General features: G+C 49.2%; 15 protein-coding genes. 6 read left to right on the forward strand and 9 right to left on the reverse strand.

Features of this window, described 5'->3' with window-relative positions; genetic code table 11:
* A complete protein-coding gene (locus KV190_RS10590; protein ID WP_460193301.1) occupies positions 1-432 on the forward strand; it encodes a hypothetical protein in 432 nt (143 codons plus the stop codon).
* Here KV190_RS10590 and KV190_RS10595 read toward each other — a convergent pair.
* Genes KV190_RS10595 through KV190_RS10605 form a run of 3 tightly spaced genes read right to left on the reverse strand, consistent with a single transcriptional unit; the run spans position 429 to position 3870 of the window.
* Complete coding sequence (locus KV190_RS10595; protein WP_460193302.1) at positions 429-1739, reverse strand: (Fe-S)-binding protein; 1311 nt, start codon at positions 1737-1739, stop codon at positions 429-431. The two genes, KV190_RS10590 and KV190_RS10595, sit on opposite strands and share 4 nt — an antisense overlap.
* A gap of 20 nt (positions 1740-1759) precedes the next feature.
* On the reverse strand, positions 1760-3007 hold the full coding sequence (locus tag KV190_RS10600) for an FAD-binding oxidoreductase (RefSeq protein WP_460193303.1): 1248 nt from the start codon (positions 3005-3007) through the stop codon (positions 1760-1762).
* Positions 3004-3870 carry a response regulator gene (locus KV190_RS10605; protein WP_460193305.1) on the reverse strand — a complete coding sequence of 289 codons (867 nt, stop codon included), beginning with the start codon at positions 3868-3870 and terminating at the stop codon, positions 3004-3006. Before KV190_RS10605 ends, KV190_RS10600 begins: the two co-directional genes overlap by 4 nt.
* 214 nt (positions 3871-4084) lie before the next feature.
* Here KV190_RS10605 and KV190_RS10610 point away from each other — a divergent pair, with 214 nt between their 5' ends.
* A complete protein-coding gene (locus KV190_RS10610; protein WP_460193306.1) occupies positions 4085-4912 on the forward strand; it encodes a DUF3598 family protein in 828 nt (275 codons plus the stop codon).
* Here the strand turns inward: KV190_RS10610 and lnt are convergent.
* On the reverse strand, positions 4875-6305 hold the full coding sequence (lnt, locus tag KV190_RS10615) for an apolipoprotein N-acyltransferase (protein WP_460193307.1): 1431 nt from the start codon (positions 6303-6305) through the stop codon (positions 4875-4877). The genes KV190_RS10610 and lnt overlap by 38 nt on opposite strands.
* A gap of 40 nt (positions 6306-6345) precedes the next feature.
* Positions 6346-7515, reverse strand: coding sequence for a DNA double-strand break repair nuclease NurA (locus KV190_RS10620; RefSeq protein ID WP_460193308.1), 1170 nt, complete (start codon positions 7513-7515; stop codon positions 6346-6348).
* 160 nt (positions 7516-7675) lie between these two features.
* On the opposite strand from KV190_RS10620, the gene fmdA reads away from it, so the two are divergent.
* Both fmdA and KV190_RS10630 read left to right on the forward strand, forming a co-directional pair.
* Positions 7676-8881, forward strand: a complete 1206-nt coding sequence (fmdA, locus tag KV190_RS10625) for a formamidase (protein ID WP_460193309.1) — start codon at positions 7676-7678, stop codon at positions 8879-8881.
* Between the two features lie 18 nt (positions 8882-8899).
* Positions 8900-9166, forward strand: coding sequence for an FmdB family zinc ribbon protein (locus tag KV190_RS10630; protein WP_460193310.1), 267 nt, complete (start codon positions 8900-8902; stop codon positions 9164-9166).
* A 170-nt stretch (positions 9167-9336) separates the two neighbouring features.
* Here the strand turns inward: KV190_RS10630 and pseC are convergent, their stop codons facing one another.
* Complete coding sequence (pseC, locus tag KV190_RS10635; RefSeq protein WP_460193311.1) at positions 9337-10500, reverse strand: UDP-4-amino-4,6-dideoxy-N-acetyl-beta-L-altrosamine transaminase; 1164 nt, start codon at positions 10498-10500, stop codon at positions 9337-9339.
* Positions 10501-11529: a UDP-N-acetylglucosamine 4,6-dehydratase (inverting) gene (gene pseB, locus KV190_RS10640; protein WP_460193312.1), complete on the reverse strand. Its 1029-nt coding sequence runs from the start codon at positions 11527-11529 to the stop codon at positions 10501-10503.
* A 247-nt stretch (positions 11530-11776) separates the two neighbouring features.
* Here pseB and KV190_RS10645 point away from each other — a divergent pair, with 247 nt between their 5' ends.
* A complete protein-coding gene (locus KV190_RS10645; protein ID WP_460193314.1) occupies positions 11777-13300 on the forward strand; it encodes a capsular polysaccharide export protein, LipB/KpsS family in 1524 nt (507 codons plus the stop codon).
* On the opposite strand, the gene KV190_RS10650 is transcribed toward KV190_RS10645, so the two are convergent.
* Complete coding sequence (locus tag KV190_RS10650; RefSeq protein ID WP_460195275.1) at positions 13297-13563, reverse strand: zinc ribbon domain-containing protein; 267 nt, start codon at positions 13561-13563, stop codon at positions 13297-13299. The two genes, KV190_RS10645 and KV190_RS10650, sit on opposite strands and share 4 nt — an antisense overlap.
* Before the next feature lie 141 nt (positions 13564-13704).
* Positions 13705-13989, reverse strand: coding sequence for a polysaccharide biosynthesis protein (locus KV190_RS10655; RefSeq protein WP_460193315.1), 285 nt, complete (start codon positions 13987-13989; stop codon positions 13705-13707).
* 759 nt (positions 13990-14748) lie between these two features.
* On the opposite strand from KV190_RS10655, the gene KV190_RS10660 reads away from it, so the two are divergent.
* Positions 14749-15756, forward strand: coding sequence for a capsular polysaccharide export protein, LipB/KpsS family (locus tag KV190_RS10660; protein ID WP_460193317.1), 1008 nt, complete (start codon positions 14749-14751; stop codon positions 15754-15756).
* Positions 15757-15861 lie beyond the last annotated feature (105 nt).

Consider the following 15861-nt stretch of genomic DNA (forward strand, 5'->3'; position numbering starts at 1 on the left):
GTGGACTTACTGACCCAAGTGGATGAACTGATTGCCAACGCCCCCGATGATTCCACCAAGATGGCCGTACAGGCGATCGCCCCCATTCTCTATGAAGAAGCCCAGCGCTATGGACAAACGGTTTACTACGTCCTGCAAACCCCCGATGGTCAATGGCAGGTGATTACCCTTGAGGAACAGCAGCCCCCCCACCAGCAAAAAAATGTGATCCACGCCTATGGCAGCCTAGTCATGGCACAAGAGGCCTGTGATGAACAAGTGATTCCAGTGCCCATGCCAATTATTCCCCTTTTGTTTCAACTGTTGGCGGCAGAGCCAGTGGATAGCCTGATGATCCTTGAGGCGGATGGGGAGCGAGGCTGGGAAGTGGGGCGAGAATGGTTACTAGCTCAAGTGCGCGCAATCCTCAGTGCCCCCCCGGATATGGCCTAGGACGGAAGCTGCTCACCACGAATCGCCCAGTCTAGCAGTTGCATCGGGTGGTAAATGGGCACGGGGCTACTCTGCTCTTGGAGATACTGCCGCAATTGCACGGTGCAGCCCACATTAGCTGAGACAATGACATCAGGGCGAGTATTTAGCAGGTTGCGCACCTTTTGGCGTCCCAATTCCGCTGCCACATCAGGTTGGAGAATGTTGTAAACCCCGGCACTACCACAGCACAGCGCTGCATCGAGGGGTTCCCGCAGTTGCACTTGGGGAATTTGCCGCAGCAGTTGACGCGGTTCAAGGCGAATTTTTTGGCCGTGAATCATGTGGCAGGCATCTTGATAGACCAAGGTCAAGGGGCGATCGCCCAAGGGGTGGAGCGGTGTGACCAAGCCCTGTTTGACCAAAAAGACCTGCACATCCTCAACTTTTTGCACAAAGTCACGGGCGCGATCGCCATAGTCGGGGTCAGTCGCCAAAAGGTGGTGGTACTCCTTGAGGGTATGGCCACAACCCGAGGCATTGATTAAAACCGCATCCACATGAGCGGCAGTAAAACAATCAATCATCTGGCGAGCAAGGGTTTGCGCCTGATCCTCTTCCCCTTGGTGATGGGGCAGGGCACCACAGCACCCCTGTTGCGGCGGTAGTACCACCTCAAAGCCATTGGCACTTAACACGGAGATCGTGGCTTCATTGACTTCAGGCAAAAAGAGCCGTTGGACACAGCCGAGAATCACCCCCACGCGGCCACGCTGTTTTCCTTGGGCGGGCACGACTTCAGGGGAGCGATCGCGAAATGTTTTGGCTGAAAGAGGTGGCAGCATTTGATACATGGCCGCAAGGGACTTGGGCAAGAGCCGTTTCAGGAGTCCCAGCCGCTTTTCGAGATTGGCCAAGCCTAGTTTTTGGTAGAGCCAGAGCGGCCACAGGAGAGCACGCAGCCGTTGGGGGTAGGGCAGCGTTTGGAAAATCAACTGCCGCAACCAGCGATCGCCCACAGGCCGCTGATAATGGCGCCGCACTTGAACCCGGGTGGCCGCAATCAACTGATCGTACTCAACCCCCGATGGACAGGTGGTGACGCAGGCCAAGCAACCCAAGCAGGAATCAAAATGCTGTACGACATCCGCCAGTTGCACCTGCCCCTCATTAATGGCATCCATGAGGTAGATACGGCCACGGGGGGAGTCCATTTCCGTCCCCAGTACGCGATAGCTGGGACAGGTGGAGAGGCAAAACCCGCAGTGGACACAGGCATCAATCAAGTGTGGATCGGGGGGGCGAGCCACAGGATCAGTTGCAGTCATTCGTAAGTATTGAAACCTGTCTAGAGATTGCCGACAAAAACGCCAGTGCCAAAGACACCCGTTGCATCCAATTGTTGCTTAAGATTCCGCATCAATTCAAGGGCGTTGCCGCGATAGTCCCAAGGATCCAGTTGCTGCTTGAGGCTCAGGGGGGCTGCTAAGACGGTGACATAGCCCCGTGGTAGCCCTTGGCGCAGCCTGAGAATGAGTTGACGGAGATGCTCGTCCTGTCCGTGGAGATAGGCGTAACCGACCCCTGCACTCATTTCGCCGCGGCACTCGCAGGCCAATTCCTTGGCCAACTGCTGAAGCTGGGTGAAGGCGGGCAACATCTCGCTCAGAGGCACACCAATTTTGAGAATGACTTGATCGGGGGTGGGGTTGAGGGTAATGCCTAAGGGGGGTTGGGGTTCCAGTTGCAGATCATAGGTCTGGGCCATGTGACTGAGGCGATCGCCCAAGGTGCCCGAGGCCAAGACTTCCCGCAGCGTATGAAACTCCAATTCCAGTAAGAGTGCCCCCGTTCCTTCAAGGCGGAGGACGCATCGCGCAGGAGCAAGGGAACTGCTGAAAATCGCCTCCAACCCTTTGGCCAAGGCAGCAACCGCTCCCCGCAACTGCCAAATTTGCACCGCATCGGGCAGGGGATAGACCCGCAACGTCACCTCCGTTAGGATTCCCAGCGTGCCATAGCTACCGATGAGCAGCTTCATCAGGTCATAGCCAGCCACGTTTTTGACCACTCGACCCCCGGCTTTGACGATTTGACCATCGCTGCGAATGAACTTGACCCCCAATAACTGATCGCGCCATGACCCATACCGCTGCCGTAGGCTGCCATTACTTTGGGTCGCCAAGCAACCACCAAGGGTCGCTGTTTCCCGAAAGAGGGGATCCGCTGCAATCCACTGTCCTGCAGGTGCGAGGTGGTGCTGGAGCTGTTGAAAGGGAATGCCCACTTGGGTGGTGACGGTCATATCGGCAGCCGCATGATCAATGAGCCGGTGCCACGCCGTTGTCCGTAGAAAAATATCTGCTTTGGGGGTGTTCCCTAACCAATTGAGTTTGGTGCCTGCGCCAATGGGCAATACCCGCCAGCCTTCCCGTTGGGCATAGGCAATCACTTCTGCTCCCGCTTCTGGGGTGGGGGGAGTCACCAGCAGGGTATGCTCAGGAAGGTAGGGACGCAGGTGGGGAGCGCGATCGCCCAATTCAGCAAGGGAGTGAACCGCTGCATCCCCCAACAGTGCGCTCAGCGTGCGTTTCATGGATTACGGGTGGGCAGTTCAAAGACAAACCCTTCGTAGTATAAAAGTTGACCGTCCTCACTTTTGACCGGGCGGGCGCATTCGCAAATGGTGGTGATCGTTTGGTCAGCACGATACACCTTGGAAACCAAGTTGCGCACAAAGCCACGAGTTTCAATTTGCTGTTGGAATTTTTCCCAAGAGCTGTCATCCACGTAGGGACGATGATTATGGTGCTCGATATCCGCTAGCCAGTCTTCAGCATCAGCATAGCCATAGATGCGTGCCAAGGCATTGTTAACTTTGAAGTAAACCCCCTCTGGCGAACTTTGGTAAATCCCGACCACGGCTTCCTCAAACATTTGCCGATACTGTTCTTGCGCCGCTTGCAGTGAGGAGACCAAGTCACGCCGCTCCTCCACGATTTCCTGCAACTGCTGGTTTTGCTTTTGCAAGAGGGCATTTTTTTGCCGCAGCTTCCGCTGTAGGAGGGCGATCGTCAACTGGTTTTTTACCCGTGCCAGCACCTCCGCCTGCTGAAAGGGTTTGGTGATGTAGTCAGCCGCGCCAATCTCAAAGGCCTTGACCTTGTCAAAGACATCATCGAGGGCACTAATGAAAATAATGGGGATATGCTTGGTCTTGGGATTCTCCTTCAGGGTTTGACAGACCTCGTAGCCATTCATATCAGGCATCATGATGTCCAAAAGAATGACATCCGGGGGTTCGGCCTCAATCCCCATGAGCGCCATTTGGCCACTGATGGCACCGCGCACATCGTAGCCTTCCAGTTGCAGCAGTGTGGTTAAAACTTCAACATTTTCGGGGGTATCATCGACAATTAAAATGCGACCAGCCCCTGAGTCAAAGAGGTCGGTGGTCATGCACGGGTCTCCCAATGGCGATCGTTTGTCAGCGCCCTGACACTCCTCATCCTATCAAAGTTTTTTCTGACCGCAGGCGATCGCCGGCCAGTTCCCAATTGGCAAGATCTCCAATAGTTGATTATTTATCTATAGGATAATGGCAGTGCCCTTGCGGCATTTATGATAGTGGTGGCACACAGCGACCAGCGGCAAAGATAATCCAAAATAATCAATGACAACAAATTGGGAAAATTTTCGCAAAAACCTTGGGGAATGGCATGGCTCCTTTACGGCTGTCAGCCCTACGGGAGACGTGGGAGCGTCCGTGCCCTCGATTTTGATCCTTGCCGATACTGCTGACGGTCAGCGGGTGCGTTTTGAACTGCGACGCTTTGGCAATGGTCTCGATCAGCCCCCCACTAGTGAAACGGTGCAGGAGTATGCCACCATTGGCCGCCAAAATGTCTTTTTTCCGACGGGGGCTTTTTCTAAGGGATCGTTACAGGTGGCGCCCTTTGCCGAGTTTGGTGCGGAGTATGGCTTTGTCATGGGCGATCGCCGACTGCGGTTTGTCCAACTCTTTGACAAAAATCAGCACCTCCAATCCATGACTCTGATTCGTGAGTTTCGTGCCCACAGTAACGCCCTTGAACGTCCCCCCTTAACGGTGGATCAACTCTTAGGGGAATGGCGCGGTACCGCCTACACCGTCTATGCCGACTGGCGATCGCCAACGGAAACCCCGACCCATCTGAGCCTCTGGCGCGAGGGCGATCGGCTCTACCAACTGCTGCAAACCCCCGACCACGAGGTGAAAACAACGGCCACAATTGCTGGTTCACGGCTTCTCTTTAGCGATACGGATCAACCCAAGCAGCTTGTGCTGCTCCCCGATGGCACCTCTAGCCTGACCCCCCTACAGGTGTCTTTTCGTCAGCCCTTCTTTGTTGAGGTGGGCTGGTTGTGGGCGCAAGGGCAGCGGCAGCGCCTGATTCGTACCTATGGCGATCGCGGTGAATGGGTCAGTGCGACGCTCGTTGTCGAAGAACGGACAAGCTAAGCATCGACAGTAAGAGGGGTAGCAACCAATCCCCATAGCGGGTGTAGAGGGTCTGGGTCTGCCGCCGCAAAATGGTTGCCGCATGAATCACAAACTCGTCGGCATCTGAGAGCCAAAGGGTTTCCCCCGTAGGCGCAATCACCGCAGAAAGACCTGTATTGGTGGAGCGCACGAGCCAGCGATCGCCTTCGACGGCGCGCAACACATCATGGCCGTGGTGCTGGGTCATCAGTTGGCGACGGTAGGGATCATTGTTGGCAACACTGAGGATAAACTGCCCCCCATGAACCAGTTGCCAGCGATTGCGGTGGGAAAAGGCAGATTCAAAGCAAATCAGGACAACGGCATTGCCCCAAGGGGTGGTAAAGACCTGATCAGGGTTCCCCGGCAGAAGGCGCGATCGCAACGTGGATAACCGCTGCACCACCCCCGCCAGCCAATCGGGAATATATTCCCCCAATAGGACAAGATTCACTTTGTCATAGTGACTGTAAATCTCGCCGTTACCATCGAGGGTCAGAAGCACCTGATGATGTCCCCCCGCCGTCTCCCTAAAGGTTCCTAACCACAGGGGCACACCCGCCTGCCGCACTGCCCGCGTGATCGGATTCAGTTGCTGCGGTTGCCAGAGAATCGGCAGTGCCCCCTCTGGGGTCAAAACAGCATCAACCCCTAGGGCCACCAGTTGACGATAGCCACGGGGATAGTCCTGCCAAGCACGGCGGATACCCTCTGGGGTGAGCTTTTCCCGTGTCGGGATATTGCCTTGGATCAAACCCACCCGTAGGGGTTCCCCTTGATCGGCAATGACACTGGCGCCTAAAACACCATTGAGGGCAATCGCCCCTGCGAGGGTCATCGCAAGCCAGCCCCTTGCCCACTTTTGCCGCCGTAGACTGAGGGTGACTAAGCCATTCACCGTCATTACGACTGCCGTAATCGTGGTCGGCCCCGCCAGACGACTCAGTTGAACGAGTCCCGTTGGGCTTTGGGTGAGGGATAAACTAATCCACCACAGGGGCGAATAGCTCCAGAGGGCTTCAAGGGCACACCAAAGGGTGACACCCCACAGGAGTTGCCAAGGGGCGGATCGCTGCACACCGTAGCGTGCCATCAAAAAGGCCCAACTTCCACTCAGGACTGCTCCCCAACTGCTCAGAAAAAGCCAAATCCCCCGCGAGATGAACCAACTGGGGACTGGCGCAATACCGATCCACGTCAGGGGATGCAAATCCCACACCCAGACTAAGCTACTGCCGTAGAACCCCCATCCCCAGCACAGCCCCGCGATCGCTGCCCACAGTGGCGATAAAACCTGACACTGCCACCACAGGGGCACAATTCCCACAAAGGCCAAGAACCAGCCACTCACTGGCGGTAGCGCCAACTGCATTCCCCAACCTGCGATGCCTAAACCAACGAACAGCAGCCACCTAGGCAATACTTTGGCGTTTGCGTTGCTCTTTGGGGGAAGGAGCCACATGCCAGTGTCCTGCTTTAATCAGTTCCCGTTCCAGTAAAGCAAAAAAGCGCTGGCGATCGCTGCCGCGCACAACGGCTAAATTGTGGGCTTCTGCCAATGCCACGGGGTAACCCCGGCCTTTTTCAATTTGTGCTGCCGTCAACGCGACCGCCTGTTGCCACAGGTCTGCATCCCGCGCCACCCATTGAGGCACTTCCAAACGCACCACTTCCGAGCCACCGTGGAGGTAGGCAACGTAGATCTGATGTTCGCCGTAGTGTTCCAGAATGCGACTGCGGCTCCGCCAGAGGGGGCTATACTGTTGCGGTGCTAGGTGCGCTTGCCAGAGGAGCACATCCCGTAGCGGATCAAAGACCTGACAAGGGGGGCGATCGCGAGTTAATTCGAGGCCAGTCTGACTTGTCTGACTACAGTGGAGGGCACAGTTGGGTTCAGGGTAGGGGCAAACCCCCAAGCGCAGAAAATTCACCGTTTCATGACTGCGGGAGGCGCTGACATAGCCCACCAAGGGAATTCGCTGAGCGCGCAATTCATCCCAAGCAGCCAAAATAGGCCTCAACAATTCCTCACGCACCATTGGCGGCAGTGATTCCCACGCCCAGAAAATGAGTGAACCATCCACGAGTGCTAAGCTGGGGGCTTGCTGGTTTTGCGTTTGAATGAGTTCAACGAGGGCAAGAATTTCCGCTTGGGTGCGGCGGTAGCGTAACCAGTCTTCTATAGTAAGTCCCCAGCCCCGCGATCGCCCCAATTCATCGGGGTCATAAACCAACTGCGGCACGCTATCTAAATGGGGGCGTTGCCCTTGACCGTAGGCGATCGCCACCCGTCCCACATTGATCAAATAGCAGTAGGCAATTTCGTGGTGACTGGGGGCAATTTGCGAGCCATCGGTGGCAAAAATTGTGTGTGACCTTGGGGCAGGGGGGACAGCGTGCTTCACCATCAGGGATTCAATGGGTTCAGCAGCATTAAAGGGAAAGGACTCGCCCCACGCTTGGATGGCTTGGCGATAGTGCTCTACATTCTCTGCCATCGCTGTCAAGACTTCGAGGGCACGGGCTTGTTTTTGTTGGCTGGCGATCGCCCCTTGGCGGATCACTTGACCCACCGTTCCCATTTGAGCAGCTACCTTGACGAAGTCCAACACTGTTTTCGTATCTAGCGATACAGATGCACCGAGGTCTTGCTCCAATACTAAATCTAAACAACATCTCAATGATTGCTCATGTGTACTGAGTTACAGGTGAGCACCCTGCCAATCGTTGGAGTCCGTCCCTATGCCAAAGACCCTGTTCAAAGTGGATCTCACCAAGCCGATGGATCAACAAGAGTTGCCGGGGCATAATCGCTGGCATCCAGAGATTCCCGCAGTGGTTTCGGTCAATCCCGGTGATGTGTTTCGCATTGAGTGCAAGGATTGGACGGACGGCCAAATTAAGAATAATGACAGTCCTGAAGATATTGAAAATGTTGATTTATCGGTTGTTCATGTCCTGAGCGGACCGATTTGGGTCAATGGTGCCCAACCCGGCGATATTCTTGTTGTTGATCTGTTGGATATTGGCGCCCTGCAAGGGGATGAGTGGGGATTTACAGGTATCTTTGCCAAAGAAAATGGCGGCGGTTTCCTGACGGATCACTTCCCGAAGGCGGCAAAGGCGATTTGGGACTTCCAAGGGATTTATACCTCCTCTCGCCACATTCCCCATGTCAAGTTTGCTGGTATCATCCATCCGGGGCTAATTGGCTGTGCTCCCTCCCACGAACTGTTGGCCAAGTGGAATCAGCGGGAACGGGATCTGGTGAATCGGGCACCCGATCTACGAACCTATGGCGCGGGCTTATCAGGAAATCTACCCGTTTATGCCGCCCTACCCAATCCTCAAAATGCCATTCTTGGCACATTGCCACAGTCAGAATATGCACGGGTAGCAGCGGAAGCAGCACGAACCGTCCCCCCTCGCGAGCATGGCGGCAACTGCGATATCAAAAACCTCTCCAAGGGAACCCGCATTTACTTCCCCGTTTATGTGGAGGGAGCCAAGCTCTCTATGGGCGATATTCACTTTTCCCAAGGCGATGGGGAAATTTCCTTCTGCGGTGCGATTGAGATGTCGGGCTACATTGACCTGCATGTTGATCTCATCAAGGGAGGGGTAGAAAAGTATGGCTTGGTGAACCCGATCTTCAAGCCCGGACCTGTCGAACCCCGCTACTCAGAATACCTCGTCTTTGAGGGCATTTCCGTCGATGAATACACGGGTCAGCAGTACTACATGGATGTTCACATTGCCTATCGTCGTGCTTGCCTGAATGCCATCGAATATCTGAAAAAGTTTGGTTTTACGGGCGAGCAAGCCTATCTTCTTCTCAGTTGTGCTCCTGTAGAAGGTCGCGTCAGTGGGATTGTGGATATTCCCAATGCTTGCTGTACCTTAGCGATTCCTACAGAGATTTTTGATATTGACATTTTGCCGAAGTAATTATTTTGGAGATGAAAGATGCCCCTTTATGAGTTTCGCTGCTCTACCTGTGGCATTTTTGAGGAATGGCGATCGCTCGCCCAATCTCGTGAACCCGCCTTTTGTCCAGAGTGCCAGCAGCTTGGCCGACGCATTTTTTCAGTACCAGCGGTCAATCTCTCTTCCGCCTTGCCCCGACCCTCGCGGGGGAGTGAGCCAGAACTGATTCAGCGATCGCCCCAAGAACCCAAGCCTCCCCGGTTTCAGCAGCAATCCTGTGGTCGCCCCTGGATGCTTAATCACTAACTGAAGTATCACTTAATAGCTATTCCAAATCAATAGAACTGTTTAACCCTGCATCCATCCGCGCTCGCTTCAGCACATTAAAGTCGTGCCCAATCACGTTCAAATCAGGAGAGTCTTTCGGTAAAAGCTATATCTTCAATTCTAGGGTATGGACTCTTTGAGTCATGGTCTTAACCCAAGACCTGTTTGAGCGCCTGAATGACTTGATCCTGTTGGGCAAGGGTAAGTCCATAGTACAGGGGCAAGCTCATCGCCTCTTGGTAGTAGGCTTCGGCGTTGGGAAAGTCTCCCCATTGAAAGCCCAATTGCTGATAGTAGGGTTGGGTATGTACAGGAATGTAGTGGAGATTCACCCCAATCCCAAGGGAACGAAGGGCTTCAAAGACCTCTCGATGGGAAGCTTGAATTTGGTCTCGCTTCAGACGAATGATGTACAGATGCCAACTGGAGCGGGTATCGGGATGCTGAAATGGGAGCGTGAGGGGCAAATCAGCAAGGTATTGGTGGTAGCGTTGGGCTAAAAAACGCCGCCGTTCAACAAATAGATCGAGGCGTTGTAGTTGCCGGAGGCCGAGGGCGGCTTGGAGGTCGGTCATGCGGTAGTTAAAGCCCAGCTCCAGTTGTTGGTAGTACCAAGGGCCGTGGGAGTCGCTCACCATTTGCTGGGGATCGCGGGTGATGCCGTGGCTGCGCAGACGAATGAGTCGCTGATAGAGGTCTGGATCGTTGGTGAGAATAGCACCCCCTTCACCCGTGGTGATGATTTTAACCGGGTGAAAGCTAAAGACCGCCATCGTGGAAAATTCACAGCAGCCGATAGGTCGGCCACGGTACTGACCGCCAATGGCATGGGAGGCATCTTCAATCAGGGTAAAGCCATAGGTCTGCGCTAGTTCAGCAAGGGCAGCCATCTCACAGGATTGTCCGGCGAGGTGAACAGGAATGACGACCTTTGGGAGTGCACCCTGTTTCTGTGCAATGTCTAGTTTTGCGGCAAGGGCAGAGACACTGAGGTTGTAGGTGTGGGGGTCAATATCGACAAAATCGACCGTGGCACCACAGTAAAGGCCACAATTGGCGGAGGCCACAAAAGTAATCGGCGATGTCCACAGGCGATCGCTCCCCTTTAAGCCTGCTGCTATACAGGCGAGGTGAAGGGCTGCTGTGGCACTACTGACCACAACGGCATACCGTGCACCACAATAACTGGCCAGTGCTGCTTCAAATTCGGGAATCTTGGGGCCCTGGGTCAGCCAGTCCGACTGCAGGACTTCAACGACAGCCGCAATATCCTGTGGGGTAATGTCTTGACGACCGTAGGGAATGATGCTCATTTAGCCCCTGCCCGGCACAAAGTTGGGGTCAACGTGTTGGCGAATCAGGGCGCGTAGCTCCTCAACAGTCAGGAAGCGATCGTTTGTACCCGAATTGTAGCTAAACCCCGGTTTAACCCACGTCGCCCCTGTCTTGGCACAATATTCGTCAATGGTGTAGCGTCCTTGGGTGGGCAGAATGGCATAGTACTGACCTCGGTCAACCGTGGTATAGGAGTCTGAAGTGGTAATCATCTCTTCGTGGATTTTCTCCCCCGGCCGAATGCCGACGATCGCCCGCTCACAATCAGGACAAATCGCCTCTGCGACATCGAGAATGCGATAGGAGGGAATTTTAGGCACAAAGATTTCACCCCCCCAACTGTGCTCCAGTGCCCACAGTACCATTTCTACCCCCTCTTGGAGAGAGATATTAAAGCGGGTCATGGTTGGCTCCGTAATTGGTAGGCAGCCCTCACAGCGCTTTTTCAGGAAAAAAGGAATCACCGACCCCCGCGACCCCATGACATTGCCGTAGCGAACCACACTAAAGCGCAGATCACGACCCGCAAAGTTATTGGCAGCAATGAAGAGTTTGTCACTACAGAGCTTTGTTGCCCCGTAGAGGTTGATCGGTGCAGCCGCCTTGTCAGTGGAGAGGGCAACCACCTGTTTGACATTGGTATCGAGGCAAGCTTGAATGACATTTTCGGCCCCCATGACATTGGTGCGAATAAACTCAATGGGATTGTATTCCGCCGCAGGCACTTGCTTCAGGGCAGCCGCATGGACAACCGTATCCACCTTGTTGAGGGCACGGCGCAGGCGATCGCGATCTCTAACATCGCCAATGAAGTAGCGAATCCCCGGATACTTCTGGTCGGGAAACTCCTGCGCCATCTCAAACTGCTTTAGCTCATCGCGGCTAAAGATCACTAAGCGCCGAATATCGGGAAATCGCCGCAGTACCTCCTTGACAAAGGCACGACCAAACGACCCTGTCCCCCCCGTCACCAGTACGCCACTCTCTCTTGTCAGTCCTTGCCACATCCTATAGCCCCTCTACGGCATTTGCATAGCTGTAAATTTGAGTTCCTCAGCCTAGGAAGCCTATTGTACACGGACTTTCCTCTTGCGATCGTGCGGATCTTTGTCTAGAATGAACAAAAACCTAATATCTGTATAGGCAAGAAAGTGTAGATATACATCAATATTGTGTAGAATAAATCACCTTTTCTAAATGGTTATTCTAGGATCAAGTCTCGAAGAATTAATAATGTGTTGAGGAATGGTTTACGTGTCAGTTCCGTACAGAGCTATAATTCTCCAAAAGCCTTACTTTGCTGATCTGCTTAGTCAAATTGTGGATATGGAATTTTGTTTGTGTATTTATCAGTCCTCATTTTTCAGAAATAGAAAAACTGATAAAAGTAGAAAATATGTTTTGGAAACTATGGATCATCGTTCTCTTCAGTACTGTAACTATAATGAAGAGTTAATCAACACAATACCTCCAGTAGATAGAGATATTTTAGATTCAATGAAGGTATATGAATCGGAAATATTATCTATGATCTACAGATGGCTTAATTTATCACAAACAGAAGCAAAAGAACACTACTATCAACATCTGAAATTTTGGTCATGGTATTTGAAAAATAAAAAAATCAATCTTTTTATTGGAGTTGTACCCCATGAAACTTATTACTCAGTTATTTATTATCTTTGTAAATTAATGTCCATAAAGACTATCCTTTTCCATCCATTATCAATTTCGAACTCTTTTACACTAATGTATGATTGGAGAGCACCAGATTACAGAGTTAGTATATTAACCCAAGAATATCTAAAGAAATCAACTATTAAGTCTGTAAATACGTGGTCTTCTGAATTTGCTGACTTCATAAACAATCAGACTCTTTGCACAAGCCCTATCTATATGAAGCAAACTTTTGAAAAAATTAAAAGCAACAAGTTGCTAGATTTTTTGATCTACTTGAATTATAAATCAAAACTAAATATGCAATTAGCTAATCTGATCCTTAAAGGCTTATTGATATTCATGTATGAGTGTAACAAAGTTGACAAAATACATATTAATAGAATTGGAAGTTTGGTTTTTGAGTTGTACTACGAAAATCTTTGTACAGTTTTAGATAAAAATCACTTAGGAACTGAGCCATATATTTATATTTCATTACACTATCAACCTGAATGTACAACACTTCCATTAGGTGATTTCTTTGAAAATCAAAAAATAATGATAGAATGGCTAGCACACTCAAGACCACAAGATGTATGGTTATACATAAGAGAACACCCATCTCAAACATATACGGTAAATACTAGTCGATATAGACATCCAAGCTTTTACAACGATATTCTAAAAATACCAAGAGTAAGATTAGTTTCTCGTCGTTGTAGTTCTTTTGATTTGATCAAAAATAGTCTTTGTGTATCGACTATTACTGGGACTGTTACTTTAGAGTCTTTGTATCATGAAAAGCCAGTTTTATTTTTTGGTTATCATGTTTACCAGTATGCTCCTGGAGTTTTTCCAGTGCGTAGTTTAAGCGATTGTTCTAGTGCTCTGAAAAAAATATACAACCAAGAAATTAGTTTAGAGAAAGAGAACTTTCTTCTGTACTTAAAAGTCCTAGAGGAAAACAGCATACAACTTGATTGGGAGGAGTTAGAAAAATATTTAGAAAAAGATGACGAAAAAAGAAAAAAGTTTATTGATTCATTTACAAGCTTTATAAATTTTTCTAATAATTTAGAGAGCCAAGCAGTCTTATCATGTGACATTCTCCCTCACTAACCCAAGGGTATAGTGAAGGGTTCCAACATCGCTATCGGAATTTCCTGCTTCGCAGGCTGGGCAACCCCTAAGCCTCCACAGGCAGACACCGTGAGTCCCACGGCGTGTAAGGCGCGTTTCAAGATAACTCTCGCCGAGTTGCGGTCTCTTGTGGTATTCAGCCCACAGGCGCAGCGATGCTCCCTATCAGCCAGAGTTTTGGGAACAGTTGCGCCACAGTTTGCACACTCTTGCGATGTGCCCTTCGGGTTGACCTTCACCATCCAGACGCCGCATTTGACTGCCACTGCTGCCAAAATCGTGAGGAACTGACCCAAGGCCGCATCCAAGATCGATTTCGCTAGCTTGCTCCTAGCCAGCCCTCGGATGTTCAGGTCTTCCACCCCGATTAAGTCGTATGTTCGTCATAGTTGATAGGCCTCCTTGTAGTGAAAATCTTTCCTTTGCCTCTTGATGCGCAAATGCAGTCTGGATACCTTCGCGCGTGATTTCTGATAGTTGGCAGACCCCTTCTGCTTATCGGGAAATTCCTGCGCCATCTCAAACTGCTTTAGCTCATCGCGGCTAAAGATCACCAAGCGCCGAATATCGGGAAACCGCCGCAGTACCTCCTTGACAAAAGCACGACCAAACGACCCTGTCCCCCCCGTTACCAGTACGCCACTCTCTCTTGTCAGTCCTTGCGACATCCTATAAACCCTCTACGGCATCCGCATAGCTGTAAATTTGATTTCCTCAGCCTAGGAAGCCTATTGTACACGGACTTTCCCTCTTGCGATCGTGTTGAAGTTCATGTACGATATACTTAAACCTAATGCGTCCGTTGCAACGAGCAAAGATAAATCGAAAAGTAGTAGCTAGTGTAGAGGTTTTACAGTCTTGAGTCAACAAACAGTAATTTTTATAAAACGCACATTTAATATTGAACACTAATCATGAATGATATTAGGTTACTTTACAAATGTAATTGGGGTCACAATATTAATATCCTTAAGTATATTATTTCTAAATACAATATTAACATATCACATTTTACAGCAATTCTAGAGGATAAGTATAAGAGAACTAAAAATATCAATTCGGAGCTTAATAGCTTAAGTATTAATTTGATAAGCCATGATAAAGCTATAAGGTGTGATTATGCTGATTACACTAAAGGACTATTAATTCCGCTCAATATAGACATTTTTAATCAAATGAGGCCATACGAAAGTCAAGTCATATCCTCTATTTACAGGTGGCGCTTTAGTGATTATGTGACATTGAAAAGAGAATACATAGAGCATCTTAAGTTTTGGTATTGGTATCTAGCTGAAAACAAAATTAATTTATATATAGACCTTGTTCCTCATGAGGTTTATACAGGTGTTATTTACTATTTATCTAAAATTTTAAATATACGAACTGTATTAATATATCCATCTCCTGTTTATGGCTCGTTTATATTGATGGAAGATTGGCGTGAATCATCAAAAGTAACTCAACAGTCATATCTAAATATCAAAAAATTAAATACAGATTTAAACTACAATCTTTTTGATTTTGAAAGTAAAAAACAGAATTACTGGAATCCTATTTTTACTGATTTTCTAAAAAAACAAGAGTTAGAAGAATATCCCGTGTATATGAAAGATAAAATTTCAAAAATCAAGAAAATAAACAATCAACTTATACCAAAAAATAATAAACTATTGCTAGGAAAAATCACTAAAATCACAGAATGGCTGTTCATAAAAGCTTATAATCTTTCTAGGAAAACAAACCGAATTCTTCATCCTTTAGTAAACTTTACTTTTTCAAATTACTTAGAAAGTATTTCGGTTGATTTTATAAATCATGAAGAAAAATATATTTATTTTCCCCTGCATTACCAACCAGAGTGTACAACGTCACCTCTTGGGGATGTTTTTGAAGATCAGTTAATTGCTATTGAGTGGATACTTAATTCAAAACCGAAAGACGTAATCTTGTACATCAGGGAGCATCCTGCTCAAAATTTTGATGCTAATACGATCCGATATAAATCGCTTGAAATATATCAAAAGATTGCTTCTATGCATCACGTTAAGTTTATATCGAGAAACATAAGTACATTTGAGTTAATTCGTAAAAGCTATGCAGTAGCAACAATAACAGGTACTGTAGGACTTGAAGCTATTTACAGAGAGAAGCCTGTTTTAATGTTTGGTTATCACGTTCATCAATATGCACCTGGCGTATTCCCAATAAGAACTTTAGATGATTGTGGCCTAGCAATGGAAAAGATATTTAAAGAGGGATTCAAGCCCAGTAAAAGAGATGTATTCTTCTTCTTAGCAGCATTACAAGAAACATCTGTACCCGTAAACTATTTTGCTGAGGAAGAAATGAATGATATTAAGAAAATTAACCAGTTCTCGGACTTCCTATATACCTTTATTAAAAAATCAGAAATCTGTAATAGCAATTCTAGTTGATGAATCAAAATCAAAGTAGAATAATCAATTTTAATTTCGCTACACCTTCAACGAGAATTTTGGTGGCAAATGTATGAGTTTTCTAAACACATTACTTAATTTGCT

The sequence above is a fragment of the Thermosynechococcus sp. FA-CM-4201 genome, from assembly GCF_054689355.1.